Here is a 22652-nt window from a genome sequence, read left to right as displayed (position 1 = left end):
TCTCTTTAACCGCCGGACAGTTTTACTGTAAAACCTTTCTGCTCTAAAATTTGTTTAATTAAATCACGGTTATCACCTTGAATTTCAATTATTCCGTCTTTAAACGAACCACCACAGCCTAATTTTCGCTTAAGTTCCGAGGCTAAGGAATTTAGGCCTTTATCATCTAAATCAAGACCGGTAATTACACAAACACCCTTCCCTTTTCGACCACTGGTTTGGCGTTGAATACGCACAATGCCATCTCCTTTGGGGCGTTCTTCTTTTACTATTTCAGGCTTAATTCTGCCTGTTTCTGTGGAATAGACTAATGTCATTTGCAAATTTCCCTTAAAATATTACCGCTTGTAATACACAAAAAGGCGGAAATCTCCGCCTTAATTAAAAATTCAATTTAATTTAGCTGTTAATAGATTGGTTAATTGATTTTAGAACAGATAACGGGTCTTGTGCTTGAGTAATAGGACGACCAATCACCAAATAATCAGCACCGGTTTCAACCGCTTGTTTAGGCGTCATTACTCGACGTTGATCACCAAAATCTGCACCTTCAGGTCGAATGCCCGGAGTAATGAGTTTGAAATCTTTACCACAATGGGTTCGTAACACATCCACTTCTTGTGGTGAACAGACAACGCCATCTAATCCTGCACGTTGAGCTAAATGCGCTAAACGAATCACCTGCTCCATTGGCGAAGCATTAATACCAATTTGTAATAAATCCAGGTCTTCCATGCTGGTTAATACAGTTACCGCAATCAATAATGGCGCATCCTTACCATAAGGCTCTAGGATTTTTTTCGCTTCTTCCATCATGGTTAAACCACCGGAAGCATGTAAATCTACCATCCACACGCCTAAATCCGCCGCTGAGCGTACTGCTCGGGCAACAGTATTTGGAATATCGTGGTATTTTAAATCAAGGAATACATCAAATTTACGTTCATGCAGTTGTTTCACAAAATTTATGCCTAGTGTAGTAAACATCTCTTTGCCGACTTTTAAACGGCAGAGTGATGGATCAACTAAATCAACAAATTCAAGAGCTTCACGTTCTGTTTCATAATCTAAAGCTACAATGACTTTATTGTTCATTTTGAACTCCTTAACTTAATAAATTAAATAATTCCCTCGATACTTTGTATCGGCTTAATTTTTTCCCATTGACGGCAAGAGGGACAATACCACATTAAACGATACCCTTGATAGCCACAATTTAAACAACGGTACTGAAAACTACGTTTAATTTGGTTACCTACCATGTTGTGCAATAATAATAAACTCTCTTTACCATTTCCGGCTTCTGCACAATCTGCCTGATAGCGAATAAATCGGTGGAAGGTAATTAAATTTGGATAAGTACTTAGTTGCTGATATAACTTAGCATGTGCTGCATGTACCCCATCTTTTTCTTCAATAAATTCAGTTAGTGCAAGATCTACGCTGCTATTATGTTTAACTCGGTTTGCTTTAATCAGAAACAATTCATAACTATTTGGATCGTTCAGTGCCAAATAAGCCTCACGTACTCTACCAAGTACTTCGCTGATATAATCAGGGTCTTGTTGCAATATTTGTTCAAAATACTCTAAAGCTTGGGAGTATTCTTTTTGTTCCAAATAAAAATCGCCTAGCATCATTGAGGCACGAGTCGATTGTGGGTAATATTCTAACGATTTATTTAGTGATTCAATAAATGCATTTTTATCTTCTAATTTAACCGCTTGAGCATATTCACAGTAGTAGTGAGAAAGTGGTATTTTGTCCGTTTCAGGTATAATTTTTAGTAGCTTTTCAGAAACATTAATCGCTTTTTTCCATTCTCGTGTTTTTTGGTAAATAACAGCCAGCTGTGATAATGAGTGAGGAGCAAATTCAGGTTCATCAACTAAAGCAATATAGTAATTTTCAGCCCGATCATAAAAACCTGCCATCATAAAATCTTTTGCCAGTTGCTGTTTGGCAAGTAATTTTTGTTCAAATGAATAATCCGGACTATTTACTAAAGCTTGATGAATACGTAATGCTCTATCAACTTCTCCCCTTGAACGAAAAAGATTACCTAATGTTAATTCGGCTTCAAATTGGGATTCAGTTAAAATTTGATTTTCAGACTCATGTTTTTGTAACATAGAGAGGAAAAGATCAACTGCCTTTTCCTGTTGATTAGAAAGAAGAAAGTTTAACCCCGTAACATATTCACGAGAAAACTTATTATTGAGGTTTTCTTGATCCTTTTTTGCACTACGCTGCCCCATATACCAACCATATAGCGCGGCAATAGGCAATAAAAGGAACAATAATTCAAGCATTGGTTATTCAACCTTAGGAGTAGTAAGTTCAGCAATTTGCTGTGCTTGACGTTTTACACGGCGAGTAAGTGCGATATTTTGTAACTTAACTTTTAAGTAGAAAATGCCTGTAACTAACCAGCCTAAAATCAATCCTAGTCCGAATAAAACAGCCACTAATGTAGATAAACGCAATTCACTTTGTGCCACAATATAATTAAAGGTGATAATTTGATCATTATTAGCACCAATTGTAATTGCTACAATAATAACTGCAATCACAATTAAAACACCTAGAATATACTTAACCATATAATCTCCCTACTATAATTTGAACGGTTTAGATGAGACTTAAATTAAGTCTACTCTCTCTTTTAGATCTTTACCTGCTTTAAAGTGGGGAACATATTTTGCAGATAATGGCACACTATCCCCTGTTTTTGGATTACGCCCTAAACGGGGCTGGCGATAGTGTAATGAGAAGCTACCGAATCCTCTAACCTCGACTCTCCCACCTTCTTCTAAAGTCAACGAAAGATGCTCTAAAATTTCTTTTACACAATCTTCCACCATTTTATTCTGCAAAGTAGGATTTTTAGACACTAAACTCTCAATTAATTCAGATTTAGTCATATTTTCCTCATTAAGACTCGAATTCAATTTTGAATAACTACTGACCCAATAAATATTCAAAATTGCTTCTAAGTTTAATGGGTATGCTAACACATACCCATTTTTTAGTTAACTGCGACTAATTATTCGCCTTTAGCTGCTTTGAAAGCTTCAGCAAACGCATTAGGTACTGCAACTTCTTCTTTGTTCACTTGAGCAATTGCAGCTGATTCTTCAGCTTCGTTTTTCGCACGAACAGATAAGTTTACTACACGAGACTTACGATCAACACCTGTGTATTTTGCTTCGATTTCATCGCCTACAGAGATTACTGATGTGATGTCTTCTACACGCTCAGCTGTTGCTTCGTTTGCACGGATGAATGCTTCAACACCACCGTCTAATTCTACTTTAACGCCTTTCGCATCAACTTCAACAACTTTACCTGTTAAGATTGCACCTTTTTTCGTACTATCAACAAAGTTTGTGAACGGATCAGATTCTAGTTGTTTGATACCTAAAGAAATACGCTCTTTTATTGCATCAACTTGTAAAACTACTGCTTCAACTTCATCACCTTTTTTGTAGTTACGAACAGCTTCTTCACCAGAAACATTCCAAGAAATGTCTGATAAGTGAACTAAACCGTCAATACCACCTTCTAAACCGATGAAGATACCGAAATCAGTGATTGATTTGATTTTACCTGATACTTTATCGTTTTTGTTGTGAGTCGCTGCAAATTGTTCCCAAGGGTTTGCTTTACATTGTTTTAAACCTAATGAGATACGACGACGCTCTTCATCAACTTCAAGTACCATTACTTCAACTACATCACCTACATTAACCACTTTAGATGGGTGGATGTTTTTGTTTGTCCAATCCATTTCTGAAACGTGAACTAAACCTTCAACACCGTCTAAAATTTCAACGAAACAGCCATAGTCTGTTAAGTTAGTTACTTTACCGCTTAATTTGCTGTTTACCGGGTGGTTTTGTGCGATTACGGCCCATGGATCTTGACCTAATTGTTTTAAGCCTAATGATACACGAGTTTTATCTTTGTCAAATTTTAATACTTTAACAGTAACTTCATCACCAACATTAACTACTTCGCTTGGGTGTTTAACACGTTTCCAAGCCATATCAGTGATGTGTAATAAGCCGTCAACACCACCTAAATCTACGAATGCACCGTAGTCAGTTAAGTTTTTAACTGTACCTTTAACTTCAGAACCTTCAACTAAGTTCGCTAACACAGCATCACGATCTTGGTTGCTTTCTGTTTCGATTACAGCACGACGAGAAACAACTACGTTGTTACGTTTTTGGTCTAATTTGATTACTTTGAATTCGTACTCTTTACCTTCTAAGTTTAAAGAATCACGAACCGGACGAGTATCAATTAATGAACCTGGTAAGAATGCACGCACACCGTTTAATTCAACAGTGAAACCACCTTTAACTTTACCATTAACAAAACCGATAACTGTAGCTTGTTCTTCAAATGCTTTCTCTAAAGCAATCCAAGCTTCGTTACGTTTTGCATCACCACGAGAAACAACTGTTTCACCGAAGCCATCTTCTACTGCTTTAAGAACAACATCAACTTCATCACCAACTTGAACTTCAAGTTCGCCTTGAGCATTTGTAAATTCTTCAGCAGGAATTGATGATTCAGATTTAAAACCTGTATCAACAACAACATAACCTTTTTGGATAGCAACAACAGTACCTTTAACAACATCACCTAAACGAGGTGTAGCTGCAAATGATTCTTCAAGTAGTTGAGCAAACGATAATTCTGACATAATAAATCTTCTTAAAAATAAACATCCATCTAGCATCCTGCTAAACGGGGTTGGTAATAAAAGCCAAACAAATCCTATGTAAGGCCGATAAAACTAATATTTAATATATTGAGCGATATAATCTAAAGCCTGTTTGATCACATCATCAATAGATAAATGCGTTGAATCTAACAGTAACGCATCTTTAGCTGGAACTAAAGGAGCAACTTCACGATTTCTATCTCGAAAATCACGCTCTTCAATCTCGGCTAAAATCTTATCAAAGTTAGCATTAAATCCCTTTTCTTGCAACTGTTTTACACGTCTTTTTGCTCGTTCCTGTGCACTTGCGTCTAAAAAAAGTTTGATTTGTGCATCTGGAAAGACAACAGTTCCCATATCTCTACCATCAGCAATTAGACCTCTTTCGGTACTAAATGCTCGCTGACGCGCTAATAATGCCTCTCTTACTTTAGGGAAAGCTGCAACTTTTGAAGCATTTTGACCCGCTTGTGCGGTACGAATTTGGTCGCCCACATTTTCCCCATCAAGAATGACGCTAATTTCACCATTCTGGGGTAAAAATTGAATATTAAGATTACGCCCCACATCTGCAAGACTATCTTCATCCTCTAGAGAAATGCCCTTATTGACTGCACTTAATGCCGTAATACGATATAACGCTCCTGAATCTAAAAAATCAAATCCTAATTTTTCAGCCAGTGCGTGACATAATGTTCCTTTCCCAGCTCCGCTTGGACCATCTACCGTAATAACAATCTTTTCCATTTTATTTTTTACCTATTGGGCTTGTAACTCACTGATAGTAACATCAAAATTCAATAATTGATTCCCACGCTGAACGATCACTTTTACTGTACTATAGGGTTTCATTTCTGCTAATGCCTCCATCATTTGCGATGGGGATAGCGCTTCAACATCACCAATTTTAAGTACTAAATCGCCAGACTGAATACCGGCTTTCGCAGCAGGTCCATTCTCACTTACCCCGGCAATGATAACTCCTTTTTCATAGCCTTGTATTTTAGCCGCATCAATTAAATCTGTACTTACGCCAAAATAGCCACGAATCACACAACCATCTTTGATAATTTTTTGCATAATCTGATTAGCTAAATTAATTGGAATGGCAAAATTTAACCCTTCCGAAAGCTCATTGGTATTTTTACCTAAACGTAGTGTATTAATACCAATCAGCTCCCCTGCACTATTAATCAAAGCGCCACCTGAATTACCCTGATTAATAGAAACATCCGTTTGAATAAAATTTTGTCTACCACTCTCAGTTAGAGTATTTCGGCCAATCGCGCTCACAATACCTTGAGTAATACTCTGCCCCAAATTTAAGGGATTACCAATCGCTAAGACAACATCGCCAACTTCTACTTTACGTTCAGTATTTTGTGGAATTGTCGGTAAATTTTCAGCATCTATCTTTAATACCGCTAAATCAGTTAATGAATCATCCCCCACTAACCTAGCTTCTGTAGAGATTAATCCATTTTGTAAGGCTACTACAATTTGATCAGCGTCTTGAATCACATGTTTATTAGTCAATATATAACCATTGCTACTCATAATAACCCCTGAGCCTAAATTTTTAATCTCAAAGACCGAGTTTTCAGAACTAAAGTTACGGTTATAAACATTAACTACAGCAGGTGATGCAATTTTAACTGCAGAACTATAACTTGTGATACCAGGTTGTTTTAACGCTGAAAATGAGAAAAAACTCCCTTTATTCTGAACCAAAGGAGCAACAAACAGAATTAAAATTGCACAAAAAAGTCCAAAAATAACCGCTTGTCCGATTTTTTTCAGCATTATTTCTCCTTATAATATTATAAACGACGAGCTTGCCAGAATGCTTTTGACCAATAAGGCGACTCCATATCCGAATAAATGACACCACCTCTCGTTGAAGCATGTAGGAATTGCCCATTTTTAACATAAACACCAACATGTTTTCCATTTGGCCCACGACCTGTATTAAAAAAGACAAGATCACCTGTTCGTAACTCACTCTTCGAAATCCGTTCGCCTTCTTTTGCTTGTGCAGTAGTTGTCCTTGGTAAATCAATACCAAATAAATCTCTGAACGTCACCTGCATGAACCCGGAGCAATCTATACCTGATTTACTATTGCCACCCAAGCGATAACGCGTTCCTTTCCATTCATGTTGATGTTCACTTAATCGACTGATCGCCATGATTGGATCGGATAAATCCGAGTGATAGGTTGAATGAGAAACCCGACTTCCCGATCTCGTTTTATTTACTGTATCTGAACTGGAACAAGCAGATAAAATAGACACAGAGGTGAGCAGAATCCCCAAGGAAAGCCATTTTTTAGTTAATTTCATATATACTCCGTTACAATCACTTTATATGAAAGACATAACACTCAAATGATTGCTAATAAATTAAGCCTCTGGCTCAGTTTGCGTGTTTGCATTTTCAACACGCTCACGCAATTTTTGGCCGGCTTTAAAAACAACCACTCGGCGAGCAGAAACCGCAACATTTTCTCCGGTTTTAGGATTACGTCCCGGACGGGATTTTTTTTCTCGAAGTAAAAAATTACCGAAACCTGATAATTTCACACTATCTCCACGCTCAAGCGATGATCGGATTTCTTCAAAAAATGACTCAACAAATTGCTTAGCTATACGTTTTTCCAAACCATATTTTGCAATAAGATTTTCTGCAATCTCAATCTTAGTCAGTGCCATAATTTATCCTTTATTCACTATCAAACTTGCGGTTGAAAAACCTTCAACCGCATTTATTTTTTGATTAATCACGAAGTACAGCACTAAAGCGTTTTGCCAATTCATCTAGTACAGATTGAACAACAGCGTTAATTTCATCTTCTTCCAATGTTTTCTCGGTATTTTGTACCGTTAAACTGATAGCTAAACTCTTCTTATCGGCATCTAAGTTGGCGCCACGGTAAACATCAAATAAATTTAATGCAACCAATTGGCTACCTGCTGCCTTGCGGCAAGCATTTAACACCTCACCGGCAGGCGTTGATTCATCAACTACAACCGCAATATCACGATTATTTGCAGGGAAGCGGGAAATTTCGCCCGCTTGTGCAACAGGACGTTCAGAAATAGCACTTGCTAAGATTTCACATACAATCGGCTTACCTTTAATACCTAATTTCTGCACAATTGATGGATGAACCGTACCGATAAAACCAATTTCTTTACCGTCTAGCATAATAGCGGCCGATTGCCCCGGATGTAGCGCTGGAAACTGTTTTGCAACAAACTCTAAATCATGACGAATAGATGTTAGTGATAAAATACGCTCAATATCGCCTTTTAAATCAAAGAAATCTGCTGCCTCAGATTTATTTTCCCAATGAACAGGACGTTTATCGCCTACAATAGCCGCTCCAAATACGTATTCTTGTCGGACACCAGATTCGGCATTATTATCCGGAATAAAGCGTAAGCCCCCTTCAAAAATACGCACTCGGTTTTGCTGACGACTTTGGTTATAAACGATAGTATCAAGTAAGCCGGTTAATAGTGAAACGCGCATTGCAGACATTTCGCTTGAAATTGGGTTCGGTAAAATTAATGCTTCTTGATTCGGGTGTAATAATGCCTGTTTTTTCGGATCGACAAAGCTATAGGTAATGACTTCTTGGTAATCACTATCTACTAATGCCATACGGATACGGTTTGCCTCTAATAATTTTTCCGGTGTGCCTTTCATTGTTAAATGCGCAAGTGGTGAATTATTGGGAATACTATTGTATCCATAGATGCGAGCCACTTCCTCAATTAAATCTTCTTCAATTTCGATATCAAAACGCCAGCTTGGAGCAATAGCAGTCCAGGTATTATCAGCACATGTTACATTTAAACCTAAGCGAGTTAGAATATCGGTAACAGTCTTATCTTCGATATGATAACCAATTACTGAATCTAATTTACTACGGCGCAGCGTGACAGCATCACGTTTTGGTAAATTTGTTTCGCTGACTGCCTCAACAATTTCACCAGCCTCACCGCCACAGATTTCTAATAATAATGCTGTTGCACGTTCCATTGCTTTGTGTGTTAATTCCGGATCAACCCCACGTTCGAAACGGTGAGAAGCATCAGTATGTAAACCATATTGGCGAGCACGACCTGTAATTGCTAATGGAGCAAAAAATGCCGCTTCTAAAACTACATCTTTAGTATTTTCACTCACACCACTGGCTTCACCACCGAAAATACCTGCCATTGCCAATGCGCCTTTGCTATCGGCAATCACAAGCGTATTACTTTGTAATTTTGCCGTTGTGCCATCTAACAACACTAATTCTTCGCCGTCTTTCGCCATACGTACTTGAATGTTGCCATCAATTTTTGCGGCATCAAAGGCGTGCATCGGCTGACCGAGTTCTAATAAACTTAAGTTAGTAATATCAACAATTGGATCAATAGAGCGAATACCACAACGGCGTAGTTTTTCTTGTAACCATAATGGCGATGTCGCTTTAACATTCACATTTTTTACCACACGAGATAAATAACGTGGGCAAGCTTCAGGTGCTTGTAATTCCACTGCAATTTTATCGGTAATAGTCGCCGCAACAGCATTGATAAAAGGCTCTTGTACATCAAGTTGATTAACTACACCCACTTCACGAGCAATACCTGAAATGCTTAAACAATCAGCACGGTTTGGTGTTAAGCTGATTTCAATCGCTACATCGTTTAAATTCAAATAGTCACGGAAATCCTGACCGATTGGTGCATCTGCAGGTAATTCGATAATGCCACTATGATCTTCTTTAATGCCTAATTCTGAATAAGAGCAAAGCATACCTTCTGACGGCTGACCACGTAATTTTGTTTTCTTGATTTTAAAATCGCCCGGTAAAACTGCACCATCAACCGCACACGCCACTTTTAAGCCTTGACGGCAATTCGGTGCACCACAGACGATATCTAATAAACGATCGCCGCCTACATTCACTTTGGTAACACGTAATTTATCGGCATCCGGGTGCTGAGCGCACTCCACCACTTCGCCCACTACTACACCGGAAAATTGGCCTGCAACGGCTTCTACATCATCAACTTCTAAACCTAACATGGTAATTTGGTCGCATAATTGTTCTGTGTTAATGGCTGGATTCACCCATTCACGCAACCAAGATTCATTGAATTTCATTATTTATATCCTTTAATTTGCAAAATTTTTCTTAAATATAACCGCTTGTATCTAAATACTTACGCCACATTACTTAAATTGTTTTAAGAAACGTAAGTCATTTTCAAAGAATGAACGTAAATCCGTGACATTGTAGCGAAGCATAGTTAAACGCTCAACGCCCATCCCAACCGCAAAGCCGCTATATTCATCAGGATCGATTCCTACATTACGTAATACATTCGGATGAACCATACCACAGCCTAACACTTCTAACCATTTACCGTTTTGGCGCATTACATCCACTTCTGCTGAAGGCTCTGTGAACGGGAAGAATGATGGACGGAAACGCACTTGCAAATCTTCTTCAAAGAACGCTTTTAAGAAATCGTGGATCAATCCTTTTAATTCAGTAAAGTTAGCTTTTTTATCCACATAAAGCAGTTCGATTTGGTGGAACATCGGGGTGTGAGTTTGGTCATAATCGTTACGATATACACGGCCCGGTGCAACAATACGGATAGGTGGTTTAACATTTTCCATCGTACGAATTTGCACACCGGAAGTTTGGGTTCTAAGTAGACGTTTTGCATCAAACCAGAAAGTATCATGATCTGCACGAGCAGGGTGATGAGCAGGAATATTTAACGCATCAAAGTTATAGTAGTCCGTTTCGATTTCAGGGCCGTTTGCTACTGTAAAACCTAACTCAGAGAAGAATTTCACAACACGCTCAATGGTGATAGACACAGGGTGTAAGCCACCTAATTCTGTTTTACGCCCCGGAAGCGAGACATCAATACTTTCATTAGCTAATTTAGCATTTAACTCTGCTGTTTCTAATGCTTCTTTTTTGGCATTCAGTGCATCTTGTGCAATTTGTTTCGCATCATTAATTTTCTGACCAACTGCCGGACGCTCTTCTGCCGGTACATCACGCAAACCTTGCATTAATGCGGTAAAATGTCCTTTTTTGCCAAAATATTCTACTTTTACTGCTTCTAATGCAGCAACATCATTTGCTGCATTTACTGCCTCAACTGCCTGTGCTACTAAACTTTCTAAGTTGTGCATTCTATCCTCTAAAAATTTTACTGATTAAAATTGCTGGCATAATAATACGTTATCATAAAAAAGTAAATCAACAGATACGCTAAATTGTTGATTTGTAAGGTAAAGAAATTGTGAACAAGCGGTCATATTTCTCTATTTTTTTGCAAAAAACATCACAACCTAATCAAATTCGCTTTATTGTTCAAATCGGAGTATCATAACAATCACTTTTTGTTATTTATAAGAAGGAAAAATCATGTTTAATATCACAAAGCAACAAGTTTTAGAAGCCTTTCATTTCCGTTCAGCGTGTCGTCATTACGACACAAATAAAAAAATCAGTAAAGAAGATATGGATTATATTTTAGAGCTGGGTCGTCTTTCGCCAAGTTCGGTTGGATCTGAGCCATGGAAATTTTTAGTTTTACAAAACTCGGCTATTCGTGAAAAAATCGCACCGGTTTCTTGGGGAATTAAACACCCGATGGAAGAAATGAGCCATTTAGTCATTATTCTAGCGAAAAAGAATGTCCGCTACGATTCTCAATATTTAAGAAATTCTCTTACTAAACGTGGTTTAACCCAAGAGCAAATTGACGGTTCAATTGCTCGCTATAAAAGCTTTCAAGAAGAAGATATGAAAATTCTAGAAAGCGAACGAACTTTATTTGATTGGAGTACCAAACAAACTTATATTGCATTAGGGAATATGATGACAGGGGCTGCCTTAATCGGCATAGATTCATGCCCAATAGAAGGCTTCCATTATGATACCGTCAATCAGATTTTAGCCGATGAAGGATTATTTGATCTTAACGAATATGGCATTTCTTGTATGGTTACCTTTGGCTATCGTAGTAAAGATATTAAGAAAAAATCCCGTAAACCAGTCGAAGAAGTCATTGAATGGATTGAATAATCTTTTGGATTTTTAAATGTAAAATGGGCGAATCAATCGCCCATTTTTAGCATATGGTATATTAAGATTTAACCCATTTATTGGTTAAAGTACCCGCCACCATTGCGCCATTTACATTTAAAGCTGTACGTCCCATATCAATGATTGGTTCTACAGAAATGAGTAAGCCGACTAATTCAATCGGTAAGTTTAATGTAGAAAGTACTACAATAGCCGCAAAAGTAGCTCCTCCACCAACACCAGCAATTCCAAAAGATGAAATAGCAACAACAAGAATTAGCGTGAAGATATAATTTACACTAAATGGGTCAACCCCTACAGTTGGTGCGATCATTACCGCAAGCATTGCCGGATAGATCCCTGCACAACCATTCTGCCCGATGGTCGCCCCAAAAGTTGCTGAAAAATTAGCAATAACACTATTGTTACCCAGCTTGTTTGTTTGTGTTTCGATATTTAGAGGAATAGCCGCGGCACTAGAACGAGACGTAAAAGCAAAACTTAAAGTTGGTAATACCTTTTTATAATAATCAAAAGGATTTACTTTGGCAGTCAATAATAAAATACCGTGAACAATAAACATTAGGCCCATAGCAATATAAGATGCAACAATAAAGCTCCCTAAATTAACAATATCGCTCCATTGAGAGGTTGCCGCCATTTTGATCATCAATGCAAACACACCATAAGGTGTTAAGCGAATTACAAAACGGACCAAACGCATAATTAGTTTATTTAATGTTTCTACACCTTGTGCAATGCGTTCACCTAAATCTTTATCTTCTTTACCCAAGCTGAGTGCTGCCAAACCTAATAAGGCAGAGAAAATAACCATGCTGATAATAGATGTTGGATTTGCTCCGGTTAACTCTAAGAATGGGTTTTTCGGAATAAAGGAGACTAACATAGCAGGAATAGATAAATTACTCACTTGCTCAGCACGTCCTATCACTTTCTCTTGTGCCGCAAGTTCACGACTACCTGCTACTAACCCCTCAGCAGATAAGTCAAACAAATATACCAAAGCAATACCAATTACCGCAGCGATTGCAGTCGTGACTAAGAGTACCGATAAAACGCTAAAGCTGATTTTTCCTAAAGCACCAACCGCTTTTAGCCTAGTGATCGCAGATAAAATTGAAACAAATACTAATGGCATTACAATCATTTGTAGCAAACGTACATAACCATTACCGACTAAATTCACCCAGTCTAATATTTCCTCAATAGCGGCTTTTTCGTAAAATGTTTGCAAAAAAACACCGCTTGCAAGGCCTAAAATTAAGCCAATAAAAACTGTCTGCCCCAGTTTTTGGGTGGATTTATAAATTTTAGCCAGCAATAATAGAATGGCTGTAAAAACGATTAAATTAATAATAAGCATAGAGTCTCCAAATACCCCAATAAAAAATGCTATAAGCTTATTACGCTTACAGCATACCTTCAAGATAATTTATTCCTTTGTTATAACTATAAATTATAATATTTCCCAACTTAAATTTGAAATAAGCTTACATTTATCACACTTAAAATGGAAAATATCATGTAAGGGCTGAGCTAATTTCCAATCTCCCTTACAAAAGGGACATTTTCGATGATGCTCTTCATATTTGTCCGAACCTAAGCGATACAAATAATAAAAGGTAGGAATAGCGGTTTCTTCCTCAATTTGTTTGCATAGATTTAAGCCTACCTGGGTCAATTCACTTTTTTCATCACAAATCTGTGTCAGTGCTTGAGATTCCAGCACTCCGCCATTCATTTGTAGCTGATCGCATGCCTGCCAAGTTTGTTGCCAATTTAATAATGCCTCACTCAACACTTGATCTTCTAAACGATATAAAGGAATTGGCCCAAATTTTGCACCATCATATAGCGGTGAACAAGTATCTAAATGTGTAGTATATAAAATCTGAAAAGCCGGATTGAGATTATTGCTTGTCTCATCTGCTTGATAATCTCGCCCGACAATTTCAAAAGCCTTAAATTCTATGCCTACACCTTCTGCCTGTTTTAATGCTTCATTAACTTCCTTACTGTTATAAATTGGCATTAAACTCTCTTGCTCAGGTATGCAAACTCTAACTTGAAAGCTATGTTGATGAAAAGTAATCGGCATTTCCCTACCAATAACCTGCCCGTTATATAGCCATTGATTTAAAATTTGACTAATTAACGTTACCGGGTCTTGCTCAAAGTTTTTAAAGCTGAAATGAACAATCGCTTGATACATTAGATGTTCTCCGCCATATCTGCAAACTCTTGCTTAACTACAGTAGTTGGCTCTTGGTGGATAATCACTTTTGACATCGGAAATGCGTTCAATAATTTCTGTTCTAAGCTATCAGTAATTTCATGAGCAACGAGTAAAGTCAGATGATCATCTAATTCCAAATGCAGTTGAATAAAACGCACTGCTCCTGCACGGCGAGTCAGAATATCGTGAATACCTAAAATATTAGGGTGCTTTGAAGCAATGGTTTTAATTAATTCAATTTCCTCATCAGGCAAAGATTGATCTAATAACGTTTGCACAGAAGACCAAAACATTTTTACCGCACTTAGGGCTATATAAAGCGCAATTCCGATGGCAAAAATAGCATCAGCATAAATAAAACCTGCGCCATTTAGCAGCATTGCTACTAAAATTGCCGCATTCATCAATAAATCTGTTTGATAATGTAATGAGTCCGCCTCAATTGCCGGACTTTGAGTCATTTTCACTACATAGCGCTGATAAAGTACCAAGCCCACAGTTACTACAATTGAGATAAGACTCACTACCACGCCGATATGAGACTGCTCTATTAATTCAGGATCTGTCAGTTTATGAAAACCTTGTAATAATAGGAAAACTGCAGAACCGGAAATAAAGGCACTTTGTGCAAGAGACGCGAGTGATTCCGCTTTACCGTGTCCGAAAGCGTGATTCTCGTCAGCTGGCTGTAGAGCAAAGCGTAACACTAAAATATTAGTAAGCGAGGCAAACAGATCCACAACAGAATCGGTCATCGCAGCTAAAATAGAAATTGAGCCGGTTTTCCACCAAGCAAAGGCTTTTATAATAATCAATGAAACTGCCACAATAATTGCTAAATTGGCCGCTCTTTTGACTAATTTATTATATTTTTCTCTCATATTATTTTTTACATTTTAGGCTTTACACTGAATTTGCCAAGCCATTTGCTTAAAAGCTAAGGCTACATCGGCAATTTCTTTGGTGTAAGCGGTCAATTTTGGGGATTTTTTTGCAATTTGCGCTTTGGGTAATGTTCGTTTATCTGCAAACTGAATTTGTGCATAACCACAATCTAAATTACGACCACGGGTTACTTCCAGCATCACATTCTGATAACGCTCAGTGGGTGGATAAATCACACTACTTTGCAGTTCATTATGCTCAATGCTCAATTTTGTTAGCATATCAGGCTGTTTAGCAAAGCTTGACTGGCGAAAAGCCATACGCTGTACTAAAGTTTGTTCGGCTGTATTTTTATCCAGAAAGAATAAAATTCCTTTATCCCATTGTTCAGGATTTTTACTGCTGTTTTCCGGCAAATAAAGCAAATGCTGCATCTCATCAATTTGATTTGAGGTAACCTTCACATAGGTCTGTTGTCGGAAACTCACTTTTTCGGGTACAGCAAAATGTGAACGAGGTGCCACGCATCCTGCCAACAAAACAGCTAAAATTAAAGGGGCGTATTTAATACGCCCAACACATAAAATTTTACTCATTTTGTTCTTCCCGCTTAAAGACTAATTCTGTTGCCGTCGAACTGGTTTCATCAAACCAATAACCAGCATAATTAAAGGCTTTAAGTTGTTCAATATCAGTCGGTTGTGTCTCTAATATAAAACGCACCATCATACCGCGGGCTTTTTTAGCATAAAAGCTAATTACCTTATATTTACCGTTTTTTTCATCTAAAAAAATAGGTTTAACGATTGTTGCATTCAGATTTTGAGGTTTTACCGCCCCATAATACTCATCTGAAGCAAGATTAACTAAAATAGAATCACCTTGTTCATCAATAGCTTGTTGCAAATGTTCGGTAATGGTATTTCCCCAAAAAGCATAAAGATCTTTGCCTTTCGGATTAGCTAATTTTGTCCCCATTTCCAAACGATAAGGCTGCATGAGATCTAACGGTTTTAGTAAACCATATAATCCTGAAAGTATTCTTAGATGAGATTGTGCATATTTCACCTGTTCTTTAGTTAGGCTCTCTGCATCTAAACCGGTATACACATCCCCTTTAAAAGCAAAAAGGGCCGCTTTAGCATTTTTCTCATTATGTGCAAGTTGCCAATCAGCAAAACGTGCTACATTAAGGGCTGCCAGCTTATCGCTAATTGACATCAAACTGGCTACTTCTGCAGGTGAAAGTTTTTTACAAATATCAATTAACTCTTGGCTACAAGCGGTCAAATTTGGCTGAGAAAATGCAAATCCTTCAATTTTAGTTTCAAAATCAAGGGTTTTAGCGGGGGAAATAATGGCTAACATAATTATCCTTCTGTTAAAAAATGCTGATAATAAGAGTAAATCGATAACTGTTATTCTCTTAGTTTCTCAATTTCCTTAGTAAATTCTTCAATATCGCTAAAGCTTAAATAAATAGAAGCAAAGCGAATATAGGCAACTTTATCCAACTGCTTTAACGCATTCATAGCTAAGGTACCAATGTAACGACTAGGGACTTCCCGCTCACCAAGCGCTTGTAATTGAATGATAATTTGGCTAATTGCTTTTTCAACATCATCTGCACTGACCGGACGTTTGTCTAAGGCTCGTCTTAAACCTGTTCTTAGTTTTTCTGCATCAAAAGGCTCTCGGCTACCATTGTTTTTAATCACATAAGGTACTACCAATTCTGCAGATTCAAAGGTAGTAAAACGCTCTTTACAGCTCACGCACTCTCTGCGGCGGCGAATTTGATAACCGTTAGCAGCCAAGCGAGAATCAATAACTTTTGTCTCTTCTGTTGAACAAAATGGGCAACGCATTAGGCTTCCTCTTTCTGTTTTGCAATGAATTCTTTGTACAAATTTTCAGGTGGCGGTGGCATTTGCAAATAAAAACCTTGCTCTTCTAATTTTTGTAAGACGTCTTCATTTTTAGCCCGAATAAGCGGTTTTTCACCATTTAGGTGGAACATCATTACAAATTCAGGTTTGCCAAATAGTTGACGAAGCGATTCAGGCACTATATCAAACTGATCCCGTTTAGGAAGATATAGATACATTCCCTCTTTTTGCTTACTTCGATAAATAGCGCATAAGATTGGTTTAGTATTCATCATCATAATGCCCTCCACTATAATTATCAAATCTTGAATATTGTCCTTGGAACGTTAAACGTACGCGCCCGATCGGACCGTTACGTTGTTTACCGATAATAATTTCGGCAATGCCTTTAAGATCGGAATTATCGTTATATACTTCATCACGATAAATAAACATAATTAAATCAGCATCTTGTTCAATAGAACCCGACTCACGTAAATCAGAGTTTACAGGGCGTTTATCTGCTCGCTGCTCCAAACTACGGTTTAGCTGTGAAAGTGCAACTACAGGCACTTCTAATTCTTTAGCTAAGGCTTTCAAGGAGCGGGAAATTTCCGCAATCTCTAATGTTCTATTATCGGCAAAGCCCGGTGCACGCATAAGCTGCAAATAATCGACCATAATTAAGCTTAAGCCACCATTTTCGCGGTAAATTCTTCTGGCCCTCGAACGTAATTCTGTGGGCGTTAAGCCTGAGCTGTCATCAATATAGATATTATTACGCTTTTGTAGAATTGCCATAGTGCTGGAAATTTTAGCAGTATCTTCATCATCTGAAATTTGTCCGGTTCGGATCTTGGTCTGATCTACACGGGATAAGGAAGCTAACATACGCATCATAATTTGATCAGCCGGCATCTCAAGGCTGAAAATCAGTACCGGTTTTGCCGGTTTTTTTATCGGATTGCCGTTTTCATCTAAATCATTTGGATCTTCAATATCCACTAACGAAGCATTTTCGCATAAATTCATAGCAAAAGTTGTTTTTCCCATAGATGGACGCGCTGCAACAATGATGAGGTCTGATGGCTGTAAACCTGCTGTTTTTTTATTAAGATCGGTAAATCCGGTTGAAACCCCTGTTACTCCACCATTGTGACGATTTTTAGATAAGGTATCCATGCGGGCAAGGGTTTTTAATAAAATATCATCAATTCGTTGTGGTCCTTCATTAGCATTATTTCGTTTTTCAGCAATTTCAAATACGATACGTTCAGCTTCATCCAAAACTTCTTTTGAATTTCGACCTCTGGTTTTATAGCCCATTTCCGCAATCTGATTCCCTGCACTAATCACACTACGTAAGTCTGAACGATCCCGCACAATATCGGCATAAGCTAGAATATTCGCAGCGCTAGGGGTGTTTTTAGAAAGCTCAGCTAGATAAGCAAAGCCTCCAACATCCTGTAATATGCCTTTATCTTTAAGAGCTTGATCAAGAGTAATAATATCAATCGGACTATTTTGGCGGACCAAATCCGACATTTGCTCAAAAATAATACGGTGCGCATAATTATAAAAATCATGAGATTGCAGTCTTTCCGCCACATTATCCCAATGCTCATTGCTTAACATAATGCCACCAAGCACAGCTTGCTCTGCCTCAATTGAATGGGGTGCAATATTCACCTGTTCGACTTGCTTATCTTTGTTTTTTTCTTGGGCCCGCGCCTTATATTCAGCCATATCGTTCTCTTGTCATAGTGATGCTCTTTCTTGCCTATAGTTTATCGGAATTTTAGGTAAATTGAAATTCGCAATTTTTAAACAGAATTAACCCGCTTAACTATATTTTTACTTTACTTAAAATTAATTTTAGCTAAAATCTTTGAGAATTATTTTCAATAAAAATACGGAGTTATTCAATGATTAAACACATACTGTTTACATTAGCGGCAACGGCTGTTCTGACCTCCTCTGCTCTTGCAAAAGATGTCACAATTCCAACAGCTCGCGGTGATGTCACCCTTGTCGAAAATCCAGCTAAAATCGCCGTCTTTGACACAGGAAGTCTTGACACTTTACAAGCTTTAGGCGTCAAAATTGATGGAATGCCGGATGTTAATGTCATTCCTTATCTTAAACCAAGCGCGAAAAATGCAATGAATGTAGGCACTTTATTTGAACCTAATTTAGAAGTATTAAATGTTTTACAGCCGGATTTAATCATTGTAGGTACTCGCAGTGCAAAAAAATTTGATGAAGTAAGCCAGCTTGCTAAAACGATTGATATGACCGATAACGGCAACAAATTAATAGAAAGTGGATTACAACGTATTGAAACTTTCGGAAAATTATTTAATAAAGAAGCAGAAGCTGAGAAGCTAAAAACTGAAATTAATACACTGTACGAACAAACGAAAGCAGCCGTAAAAGACAAAGGTAACGGACTGATCATTTTAGTCAATGGAGGGAAAATCTCTGCTTTTGGCTCTGGCTATCGTTTAAGTTGGATTCACGATAGTTTAGGTATTCCGATGGCTGATCCTGACATTAAAAGTGCAGGCCATGGACAACCTGTTTCCTTTGAATTTATCCAAAAATTAAATCCAGATTGGCTATTTGTATTAGACCGTATTGCTGCTATCGGCCAAGAAGGTCAATCTGCACAACAAGTGCTAGATAACAAGTTGGTACATCAAACCAAAGCGTGGAAAAACGGTAATATTGTTTATTTAAGTGCCGCGTCATATTTAGCTCCGGGCGGTTATGAGCAAATCAAAACAGATTTAAATACAATTAAAACTGCATTTGAAAAAAAATAATTCACTTTATAAGCGGTCAGATTTTATAAAAAATTTCCTTATATCTAGCCTTGCAGATAAATTCGGCAGAAGAGCATTAACTTTCGCATCATAACTTGTTTAAGGTATTTTGTGTATTTGCTAAGCTACAATGGTAAAAATTTTATAAAATCCAACCGCTTGTTATTTATACTTTATGATTTCTTTTTTCAGATTAAATCTTTTTATTCTACTATTTCTCATTCCAATCAGTACCAGCGTAGGTGTGGCTGATTTTCATTGGAGCGAAATTTTTAATTCCTCTGACCAAAGTCAACTCTTTCTTATTAGCCGATTACCTAGAACATTTGCTGTTTTATTAGTTGGAGCGACATTAGCTGTAGCAGGTATGGTTCTACAAATTGTGCTGAAAAACCGGTTTATAGAGCCTAGTATGATTGGTGCCAGCCAAAGTGCTGCCATTGGAATTCTGCTTGCGAGTCTGTTTTTCCCGGCATCTGCACTAATTTTAAAGATGTCTCTTGCAACCCTTAGTGCCTTAGTTGGAATGGGCATTTTTATGTTACTTGTTCGTCAGCTACCACCTCATCAACAGTTGATGCTGCCATTGATAGGAATTGTCTTTGGAAATGTGATTGAAGCAATATCAACATTTATTGCTTATGAAACAGATAGCCTCCAAGTACTTTCTATTTGGTTCTCAGGCGACTTCTCCGGTATTTTAGCCGGACGTTATGAACTACTATGGCTCACCGCTATCTTAGCAATTATTGTTTATATTATGGCAGATAGGCTAACTATTGCTGGGCTAGGAGAAAATATTAGTACTAATTTAGGAATAAATTATAAACAAATGGCCTGGCTTGCTTTAATTGTTGTTGCGATGATTACCGCAATTGTTGTAGTCACTGTCGGGCAAATACCTTTTATTGGGCTGGTTGTTCCAAATATTGTTTCTCGTATTGCAGGTGACAGATTACGCGAAAATCTTCCTACGGTAGTTGTTTTAGGTGCAAATTTAGTGATGATTTGCGATATTGTAGGCCGCGTAATTAATGCTCCTTATGAAGTACCAATTTCTACTATTTTTGGTATTATTGGAACACTTATTTTCCTCTATTTATTAGTTAACGAAAAACGTATTAAGGGGAAAAACCGTGGTTAGATCGCGTTTTATTATCTTGGTTATTATCTTACTGGCAAGTATTTTATTTTATATGACATACAATGCTAAAGGTAACTGGAGCTTTATATTACAATTACGTGGTAAAAAATTAATTTTATTATGTACTGTTGCATATACTATTGGTATTTCAACGCTCTTATTCCAGACCCTCACTCACAATCCAATTTTAACACCGAGTATTTTGGGATTTGATGCACTCTATTTGCTATTACAAACTTCTCTTGTATTTTTTTTCGGCGGTTTAGGATTTACTCAACTTGATCCAAGTAATAAATTTTTCTTTGAAACAGTATTAATGCTAAGTGCCTCTATATTGTTATTCCACTCACTCTCTCGAAATAAATCAGATTTAACACAAATGATTTTAGTTGGTGTGATTTTTGGCATATTGTTTAGAAGCTTAAACAATTTATTGCAACGTATGATTGACCCGACGGAATTTGCGGTTGCTCAAGGTTCATCTTTTGCTTCATTTAATCTTACCACGCCTATCCTACTTTGGATCGGTTTAATTATTGCGATTTTCTCTGCTGTGTGGGTTTGGCTGCAACGACATAAACTCGATATCCTATTACTTGGGCAAGATAAAGCTATTGGACTTGGGCTGGCATACAATCAATTTTCCCGTCAATTATTGATCTGCTGTGCATTATTAGTCTCTATTTCAACTGCATTAGTTGGACCAATTCTTTTTTTAGGGCTTTTAGTTTGTGCAATTGTAAATGCTATTAGTCCGACAGTTTGCCATAGTGTACGAATTCCAATAACCTTTTTAATTTCTGCAATTACTCTAATCTTAGGACAAGCTATTTTTGAACAAGTACTGAAAATGCAGGGCGTTTTGAGTGTAGTGATTGAATTTATCGGTGGAATTGTATTTATCTATTTGATATTAAAACAGAAAAATAAAATAAAATAAGGAAAAAAATGATAACGATAAAAAATCTTCACTATAAAATCGGCAATACAAAGATTTTAAATAACATCAATTTAACCATTCCAAGTGGAGGTATTACCGCTTTAATCGGGGCAAATGGCGCAGGTAAATCAACCTTGCTTTCCTTAATTGCACGCTTGCAAACAATTCAAGTAGGTGAAATTTATCTAAATGAGCTTAATATTACAAAAACACCCTCTCGCATTATTGCACAACAATTAGCAATTCTTACGCAAGATAATGTGATACACAGTCGCATTACGGTAAAAGACTTATTGATGTTTGGACGTTACCCACATCATCAAGGCAGAATTACCCCACAAGATGATAAAATTGTTGAAGAAGCGTTACAACGTTTTGATTTGGTGCCTTTTTCAGATCGTTTTCTAAGTGAATTATCAGGGGGACAACGCCAGCGGGCTTTAATTGCAATGACATTCTGCCAACAAACCGGCCACGTTCTCCTAGATGAACCACTCAATAATTTGGATATGTTTCACGCCCGTGAATTAATGAAACTTCTGCGTAAATTAACCGATGAGCTGGCATTAACCACTATTATGGTGGTTCATGATATTAATATCGCAGCGGCCTATGCTGATACTATTATCGCAATGAAAGACGGTACAATTGAGATGGTTGGTACACCTAAAGAGATTATCACAACCGAAAATCTAAAAACAGTATTTAATCTTGATGCGGAGGTATTAGAATACCAAAGTAAACCGTTAGTCATTCATCATATCTAGCCTTGTTACAAGCGGTTAAATTGGCCTAATTTTTTGCAAATTTCTTAGGAAATCTGACCGCTTAAGCTAAAAAACATCGCTAATTTCGTGATCTTTTTCTAGACATAAAGTAGAATA

The 22652-nt window shown here is 37.4% G+C and carries 25 protein-coding genes; 5 read left to right on the top strand and 20 right to left on the bottom strand.

The features are described from left to right. Positions 1-5: 5 nt before the first annotated feature. The 12 genes from yciH to pheS form a co-directional block, all read right to left on the bottom strand. Positions 6-317 carry a stress response translation initiation inhibitor YciH gene (gene yciH / locus A6B41_RS05565; RefSeq protein ID WP_027074617.1) on the bottom strand — a complete coding sequence of 104 codons (312 nt, stop codon included), beginning with the start codon at positions 315-317 and terminating at the stop codon, positions 6-8. Positions 318-399: 82 nt separating this feature from the next. Then, positions 400-1095 (bottom strand): orotidine-5'-phosphate decarboxylase, encoded by a 696-nt coding sequence (gene pyrF / locus A6B41_RS05560; protein WP_027074618.1) that lies wholly within the window; start codon positions 1093-1095, stop codon positions 400-402. 23 nt (positions 1096-1118) lie between these two features. After that, on the bottom strand, positions 1119-2312 hold the full coding sequence (lapB, locus tag A6B41_RS05555; RefSeq protein WP_027074619.1) for a lipopolysaccharide assembly protein LapB: 1194 nt from the start codon (positions 2310-2312) through the stop codon (positions 1119-1121). A 3-nt stretch (positions 2313-2315) separates the two neighbouring features. Then, the gene (locus tag A6B41_RS05550) at positions 2316-2603 is read right to left on the bottom strand and encodes a LapA family protein (protein WP_027074620.1); all 288 of its coding nucleotides are present in this window, start codon (positions 2601-2603) and stop codon (positions 2316-2318) included. Between the two features lie 39 nt (positions 2604-2642). Then, positions 2643-2924, bottom strand: a complete 282-nt coding sequence (locus tag A6B41_RS05545) for an integration host factor subunit beta (protein WP_027074621.1) — start codon at positions 2922-2924, stop codon at positions 2643-2645. Positions 2925-3046: 122 nt separating this feature from the next. After that, entirely contained in the window at positions 3047-4714 is a 1668-nt protein-coding gene (gene rpsA / locus A6B41_RS05540) for a 30S ribosomal protein S1 (protein WP_027074622.1), read from the bottom strand. 93 nt (positions 4715-4807) lie between these two features. Next, positions 4808-5482: a (d)CMP kinase gene (gene cmk, locus A6B41_RS05535; protein ID WP_027074623.1), complete on the bottom strand. Its 675-nt coding sequence runs from the start codon at positions 5480-5482 to the stop codon at positions 4808-4810. Between the two features lie 12 nt (positions 5483-5494). Further along, positions 5495-6538, bottom strand: a complete 1044-nt coding sequence (gene degS / locus A6B41_RS05530) for an outer membrane-stress sensor serine endopeptidase DegS (RefSeq protein ID WP_176673420.1) — start codon at positions 6536-6538, stop codon at positions 5495-5497. Between the two features lie 17 nt (positions 6539-6555). Next, entirely contained in the window at positions 6556-7077 is a 522-nt protein-coding gene (locus tag A6B41_RS05525; RefSeq protein ID WP_027074625.1) for an NlpC/P60 family protein, read from the bottom strand. Positions 7078-7137: 60 nt separating this feature from the next. Then, entirely contained in the window at positions 7138-7446 is a 309-nt protein-coding gene (locus tag A6B41_RS05520; RefSeq protein WP_027074626.1) for an integration host factor subunit alpha, read from the bottom strand. Positions 7447-7510: 64 nt separating this feature from the next. Then, entirely contained in the window at positions 7511-9898 is a 2388-nt protein-coding gene (pheT, locus tag A6B41_RS05515) for a phenylalanine--tRNA ligase subunit beta (protein WP_027074627.1), read from the bottom strand. Positions 9899-9967: 69 nt separating this feature from the next. After that, complete coding sequence (pheS, locus tag A6B41_RS05510; RefSeq protein WP_027074628.1) at positions 9968-10951, bottom strand: phenylalanine--tRNA ligase subunit alpha; 984 nt, start codon at positions 10949-10951, stop codon at positions 9968-9970. A gap of 235 nt (positions 10952-11186) precedes the next feature. Between pheS and A6B41_RS05505 the strand changes: the two genes are divergently transcribed. Beyond that, positions 11187-11849, top strand: a complete 663-nt coding sequence (locus A6B41_RS05505) for an NAD(P)H-dependent oxidoreductase (RefSeq protein WP_027074629.1) — start codon at positions 11187-11189, stop codon at positions 11847-11849. Between the two features lie 61 nt (positions 11850-11910). Here the strand turns inward: A6B41_RS05505 and A6B41_RS05500 are convergent, their stop codons facing one another. From A6B41_RS05500 to A6B41_RS05465, 8 genes are all read right to left on the bottom strand, one after another. Beyond that, the gene (locus A6B41_RS05500; protein ID WP_027074630.1) at positions 11911-13233 is read right to left on the bottom strand and encodes an L-cystine transporter; all 1323 of its coding nucleotides are present in this window, start codon (positions 13231-13233) and stop codon (positions 11911-11913) included. Positions 13234-13326: 93 nt separating this feature from the next. Beyond that, positions 13327-14082 (bottom strand): Zn-ribbon-containing protein, encoded by a 756-nt coding sequence (locus A6B41_RS05495; protein WP_027074631.1) that lies wholly within the window; start codon positions 14080-14082, stop codon positions 13327-13329. Then, positions 14082-14987, bottom strand: a complete 906-nt coding sequence (locus A6B41_RS05490; RefSeq protein WP_027074632.1) for a cation diffusion facilitator family transporter — start codon at positions 14985-14987, stop codon at positions 14082-14084. Before A6B41_RS05490 ends, A6B41_RS05495 begins: the two co-directional genes overlap by 1 nt. 15 nt (positions 14988-15002) lie before the next feature. After that, the gene (locus tag A6B41_RS05485) at positions 15003-15587 is read right to left on the bottom strand and encodes a hypothetical protein (protein WP_050436791.1); all 585 of its coding nucleotides are present in this window, start codon (positions 15585-15587) and stop codon (positions 15003-15005) included. After that, positions 15580-16359: a peroxide stress protein YaaA gene (yaaA, locus tag A6B41_RS05480; protein WP_027074634.1), complete on the bottom strand. Its 780-nt coding sequence runs from the start codon at positions 16357-16359 to the stop codon at positions 15580-15582. The genes A6B41_RS05485 and yaaA overlap by 8 nt, the downstream gene beginning before the upstream one ends. A 50-nt stretch (positions 16360-16409) precedes the next feature. Beyond that, a complete protein-coding gene (gene nrdR / locus A6B41_RS05475) occupies positions 16410-16859 on the bottom strand; it encodes a transcriptional regulator NrdR (protein WP_027074635.1) in 450 nt (149 codons plus the stop codon). Then, positions 16859-17158, bottom strand: coding sequence for a YcgL domain-containing protein (locus tag A6B41_RS05470; RefSeq protein ID WP_374936522.1), 300 nt, complete (start codon positions 17156-17158; stop codon positions 16859-16861). The genes nrdR and A6B41_RS05470 overlap by 1 nt, the downstream gene beginning before the upstream one ends. Beyond that, entirely contained in the window at positions 17142-18605 is a 1464-nt protein-coding gene (locus A6B41_RS05465) for a replicative DNA helicase (protein WP_027074637.1), read from the bottom strand. The genes A6B41_RS05470 and A6B41_RS05465 overlap by 17 nt, the downstream gene beginning before the upstream one ends. A gap of 179 nt (positions 18606-18784) precedes the next feature. Between A6B41_RS05465 and A6B41_RS05460 the strand changes: the two genes are divergently transcribed. The 4 genes from A6B41_RS05460 to A6B41_RS05445 all read left to right on the top strand — a co-directional run bounded on the left by A6B41_RS05460 (position 18785) and on the right by A6B41_RS05445 (position 22535). Then, positions 18785-19684: a siderophore ABC transporter substrate-binding protein gene (locus A6B41_RS05460; protein WP_027074638.1), complete on the top strand. Its 900-nt coding sequence runs from the start codon at positions 18785-18787 to the stop codon at positions 19682-19684. A gap of 175 nt (positions 19685-19859) precedes the next feature. Next, positions 19860-20828, top strand: a complete 969-nt coding sequence (locus A6B41_RS05455) for an ABC transporter permease (RefSeq protein ID WP_027074639.1) — start codon at positions 19860-19862, stop codon at positions 20826-20828. Positions 20829-20880: 52 nt separating this feature from the next. Continuing rightward, positions 20881-21768 carry an iron chelate uptake ABC transporter family permease subunit gene (locus tag A6B41_RS05450; RefSeq protein ID WP_237052442.1) on the top strand — a complete coding sequence of 296 codons (888 nt, stop codon included), beginning with the start codon at positions 20881-20883 and terminating at the stop codon, positions 21766-21768. 8 nt (positions 21769-21776) lie between these two features. Then, complete coding sequence (locus tag A6B41_RS05445; protein ID WP_027074641.1) at positions 21777-22535, top strand: iron ABC transporter ATP-binding protein; 759 nt, start codon at positions 21777-21779, stop codon at positions 22533-22535. Positions 22536-22652 lie beyond the last annotated feature (117 nt).

Source organism: Mannheimia granulomatis (genome assembly GCF_013377255.1).
GTDB classification, from domain to species: domain Bacteria; phylum Pseudomonadota; class Gammaproteobacteria; order Enterobacterales; family Pasteurellaceae; genus Mannheimia; species Mannheimia granulomatis.
The sequence above is the reverse complement of the archived record's forward strand: the minus strand, read 5'-3'. Positions and strand labels throughout refer to the sequence as shown.

What these genes read in the sequence shown, in the direction of transcription:
- A6B41_RS05545 (WP_027074621.1), bottom strand. Translation starts at nt 2,924, where the DNA reads ATGACTAAATCTGAATTAATTGAGAGTTTAGTGTCTAAAAATCCTACT.
- A6B41_RS05460 (WP_027074638.1), top strand. Translation starts at nt 18,785, where the DNA reads ATGATTAAACACATACTGTTTACATTAGCGGCAACGGCTGTTCTGACC.
- A6B41_RS05505 (WP_027074629.1), top strand. Translation starts at nt 11,187, where the DNA reads ATGTTTAATATCACAAAGCAACAAGTTTTAGAAGCCTTTCATTTCCGT.
- A6B41_RS05520 (WP_027074626.1), bottom strand. Translation starts at nt 7,446, where the DNA reads ATGGCACTGACTAAGATTGAGATTGCAGAAAATCTTATTGCAAAATAT.
- yciH (WP_027074617.1), bottom strand. Translation starts at nt 317, where the DNA reads ATGACATTAGTCTATTCCACAGAAACAGGCAGAATTAAGCCTGAAATA.
- A6B41_RS05455 (WP_027074639.1), top strand. Translation starts at nt 19,860, where the DNA reads ATGATTTCTTTTTTCAGATTAAATCTTTTTATTCTACTATTTCTCATT.
- A6B41_RS05470 (WP_374936522.1), bottom strand. Translation starts at nt 17,158, where the DNA reads ATGATGATGAATACTAAACCAATCTTATGCGCTATTTATCGAAGTAAG.
- A6B41_RS05495 (WP_027074631.1), bottom strand. Translation starts at nt 14,082, where the DNA reads ATGTATCAAGCGATTGTTCATTTCAGCTTTAAAAACTTTGAGCAAGAC.
- yaaA (WP_027074634.1), bottom strand. Translation starts at nt 16,359, where the DNA reads ATGTTAGCCATTATTTCCCCCGCTAAAACCCTTGATTTTGAAACTAAA.
- nrdR (WP_027074635.1), bottom strand. Translation starts at nt 16,859, where the DNA reads ATGCGTTGCCCATTTTGTTCAACAGAAGAGACAAAAGTTATTGATTCT.
- cmk (WP_027074623.1), bottom strand. Translation starts at nt 5,482, where the DNA reads ATGGAAAAGATTGTTATTACGGTAGATGGTCCAAGCGGAGCTGGGAAA.
- A6B41_RS05490 (WP_027074632.1), bottom strand. Translation starts at nt 14,987, where the DNA reads ATGAGAGAAAAATATAATAAATTAGTCAAAAGAGCGGCCAATTTAGCA.
- rpsA (WP_027074622.1), bottom strand. Translation starts at nt 4,714, where the DNA reads ATGTCAGAATTATCGTTTGCTCAACTACTTGAAGAATCATTTGCAGCT.
- A6B41_RS05485 (WP_050436791.1), bottom strand. Translation starts at nt 15,587, where the DNA reads ATGAGTAAAATTTTATGTGTTGGGCGTATTAAATACGCCCCTTTAATT.
- A6B41_RS05450 (WP_237052442.1), top strand. Translation starts at nt 20,881, where the DNA reads ATGACATACAATGCTAAAGGTAACTGGAGCTTTATATTACAATTACGT.
- A6B41_RS05500 (WP_027074630.1), bottom strand. Translation starts at nt 13,233, where the DNA reads ATGCTTATTATTAATTTAATCGTTTTTACAGCCATTCTATTATTGCTG.
- lapB (WP_027074619.1), bottom strand. Translation starts at nt 2,312, where the DNA reads ATGCTTGAATTATTGTTCCTTTTATTGCCTATTGCCGCGCTATATGGT.
- A6B41_RS05465 (WP_027074637.1), bottom strand. Translation starts at nt 18,605, where the DNA reads ATGGCTGAATATAAGGCGCGGGCCCAAGAAAAAAACAAAGATAAGCAA.
- degS (WP_176673420.1), bottom strand. Translation starts at nt 6,538, where the DNA reads ATGCTGAAAAAAATCGGACAAGCGGTTATTTTTGGACTTTTTTGTGCA.
- A6B41_RS05550 (WP_027074620.1), bottom strand. Translation starts at nt 2,603, where the DNA reads ATGGTTAAGTATATTCTAGGTGTTTTAATTGTGATTGCAGTTATTATT.
- pheS (WP_027074628.1), bottom strand. Translation starts at nt 10,951, where the DNA reads ATGCACAACTTAGAAAGTTTAGTAGCACAGGCAGTTGAGGCAGTAAAT.
- pheT (WP_027074627.1), bottom strand. Translation starts at nt 9,898, where the DNA reads ATGAAATTCAATGAATCTTGGTTGCGTGAATGGGTGAATCCAGCCATT.
- A6B41_RS05445 (WP_027074641.1), top strand. Translation starts at nt 21,777, where the DNA reads ATGATAACGATAAAAAATCTTCACTATAAAATCGGCAATACAAAGATT.
- pyrF (WP_027074618.1), bottom strand. Translation starts at nt 1,095, where the DNA reads ATGAACAATAAAGTCATTGTAGCTTTAGATTATGAAACAGAACGTGAA.
- A6B41_RS05525 (WP_027074625.1), bottom strand. Translation starts at nt 7,077, where the DNA reads ATGAAATTAACTAAAAAATGGCTTTCCTTGGGGATTCTGCTCACCTCT.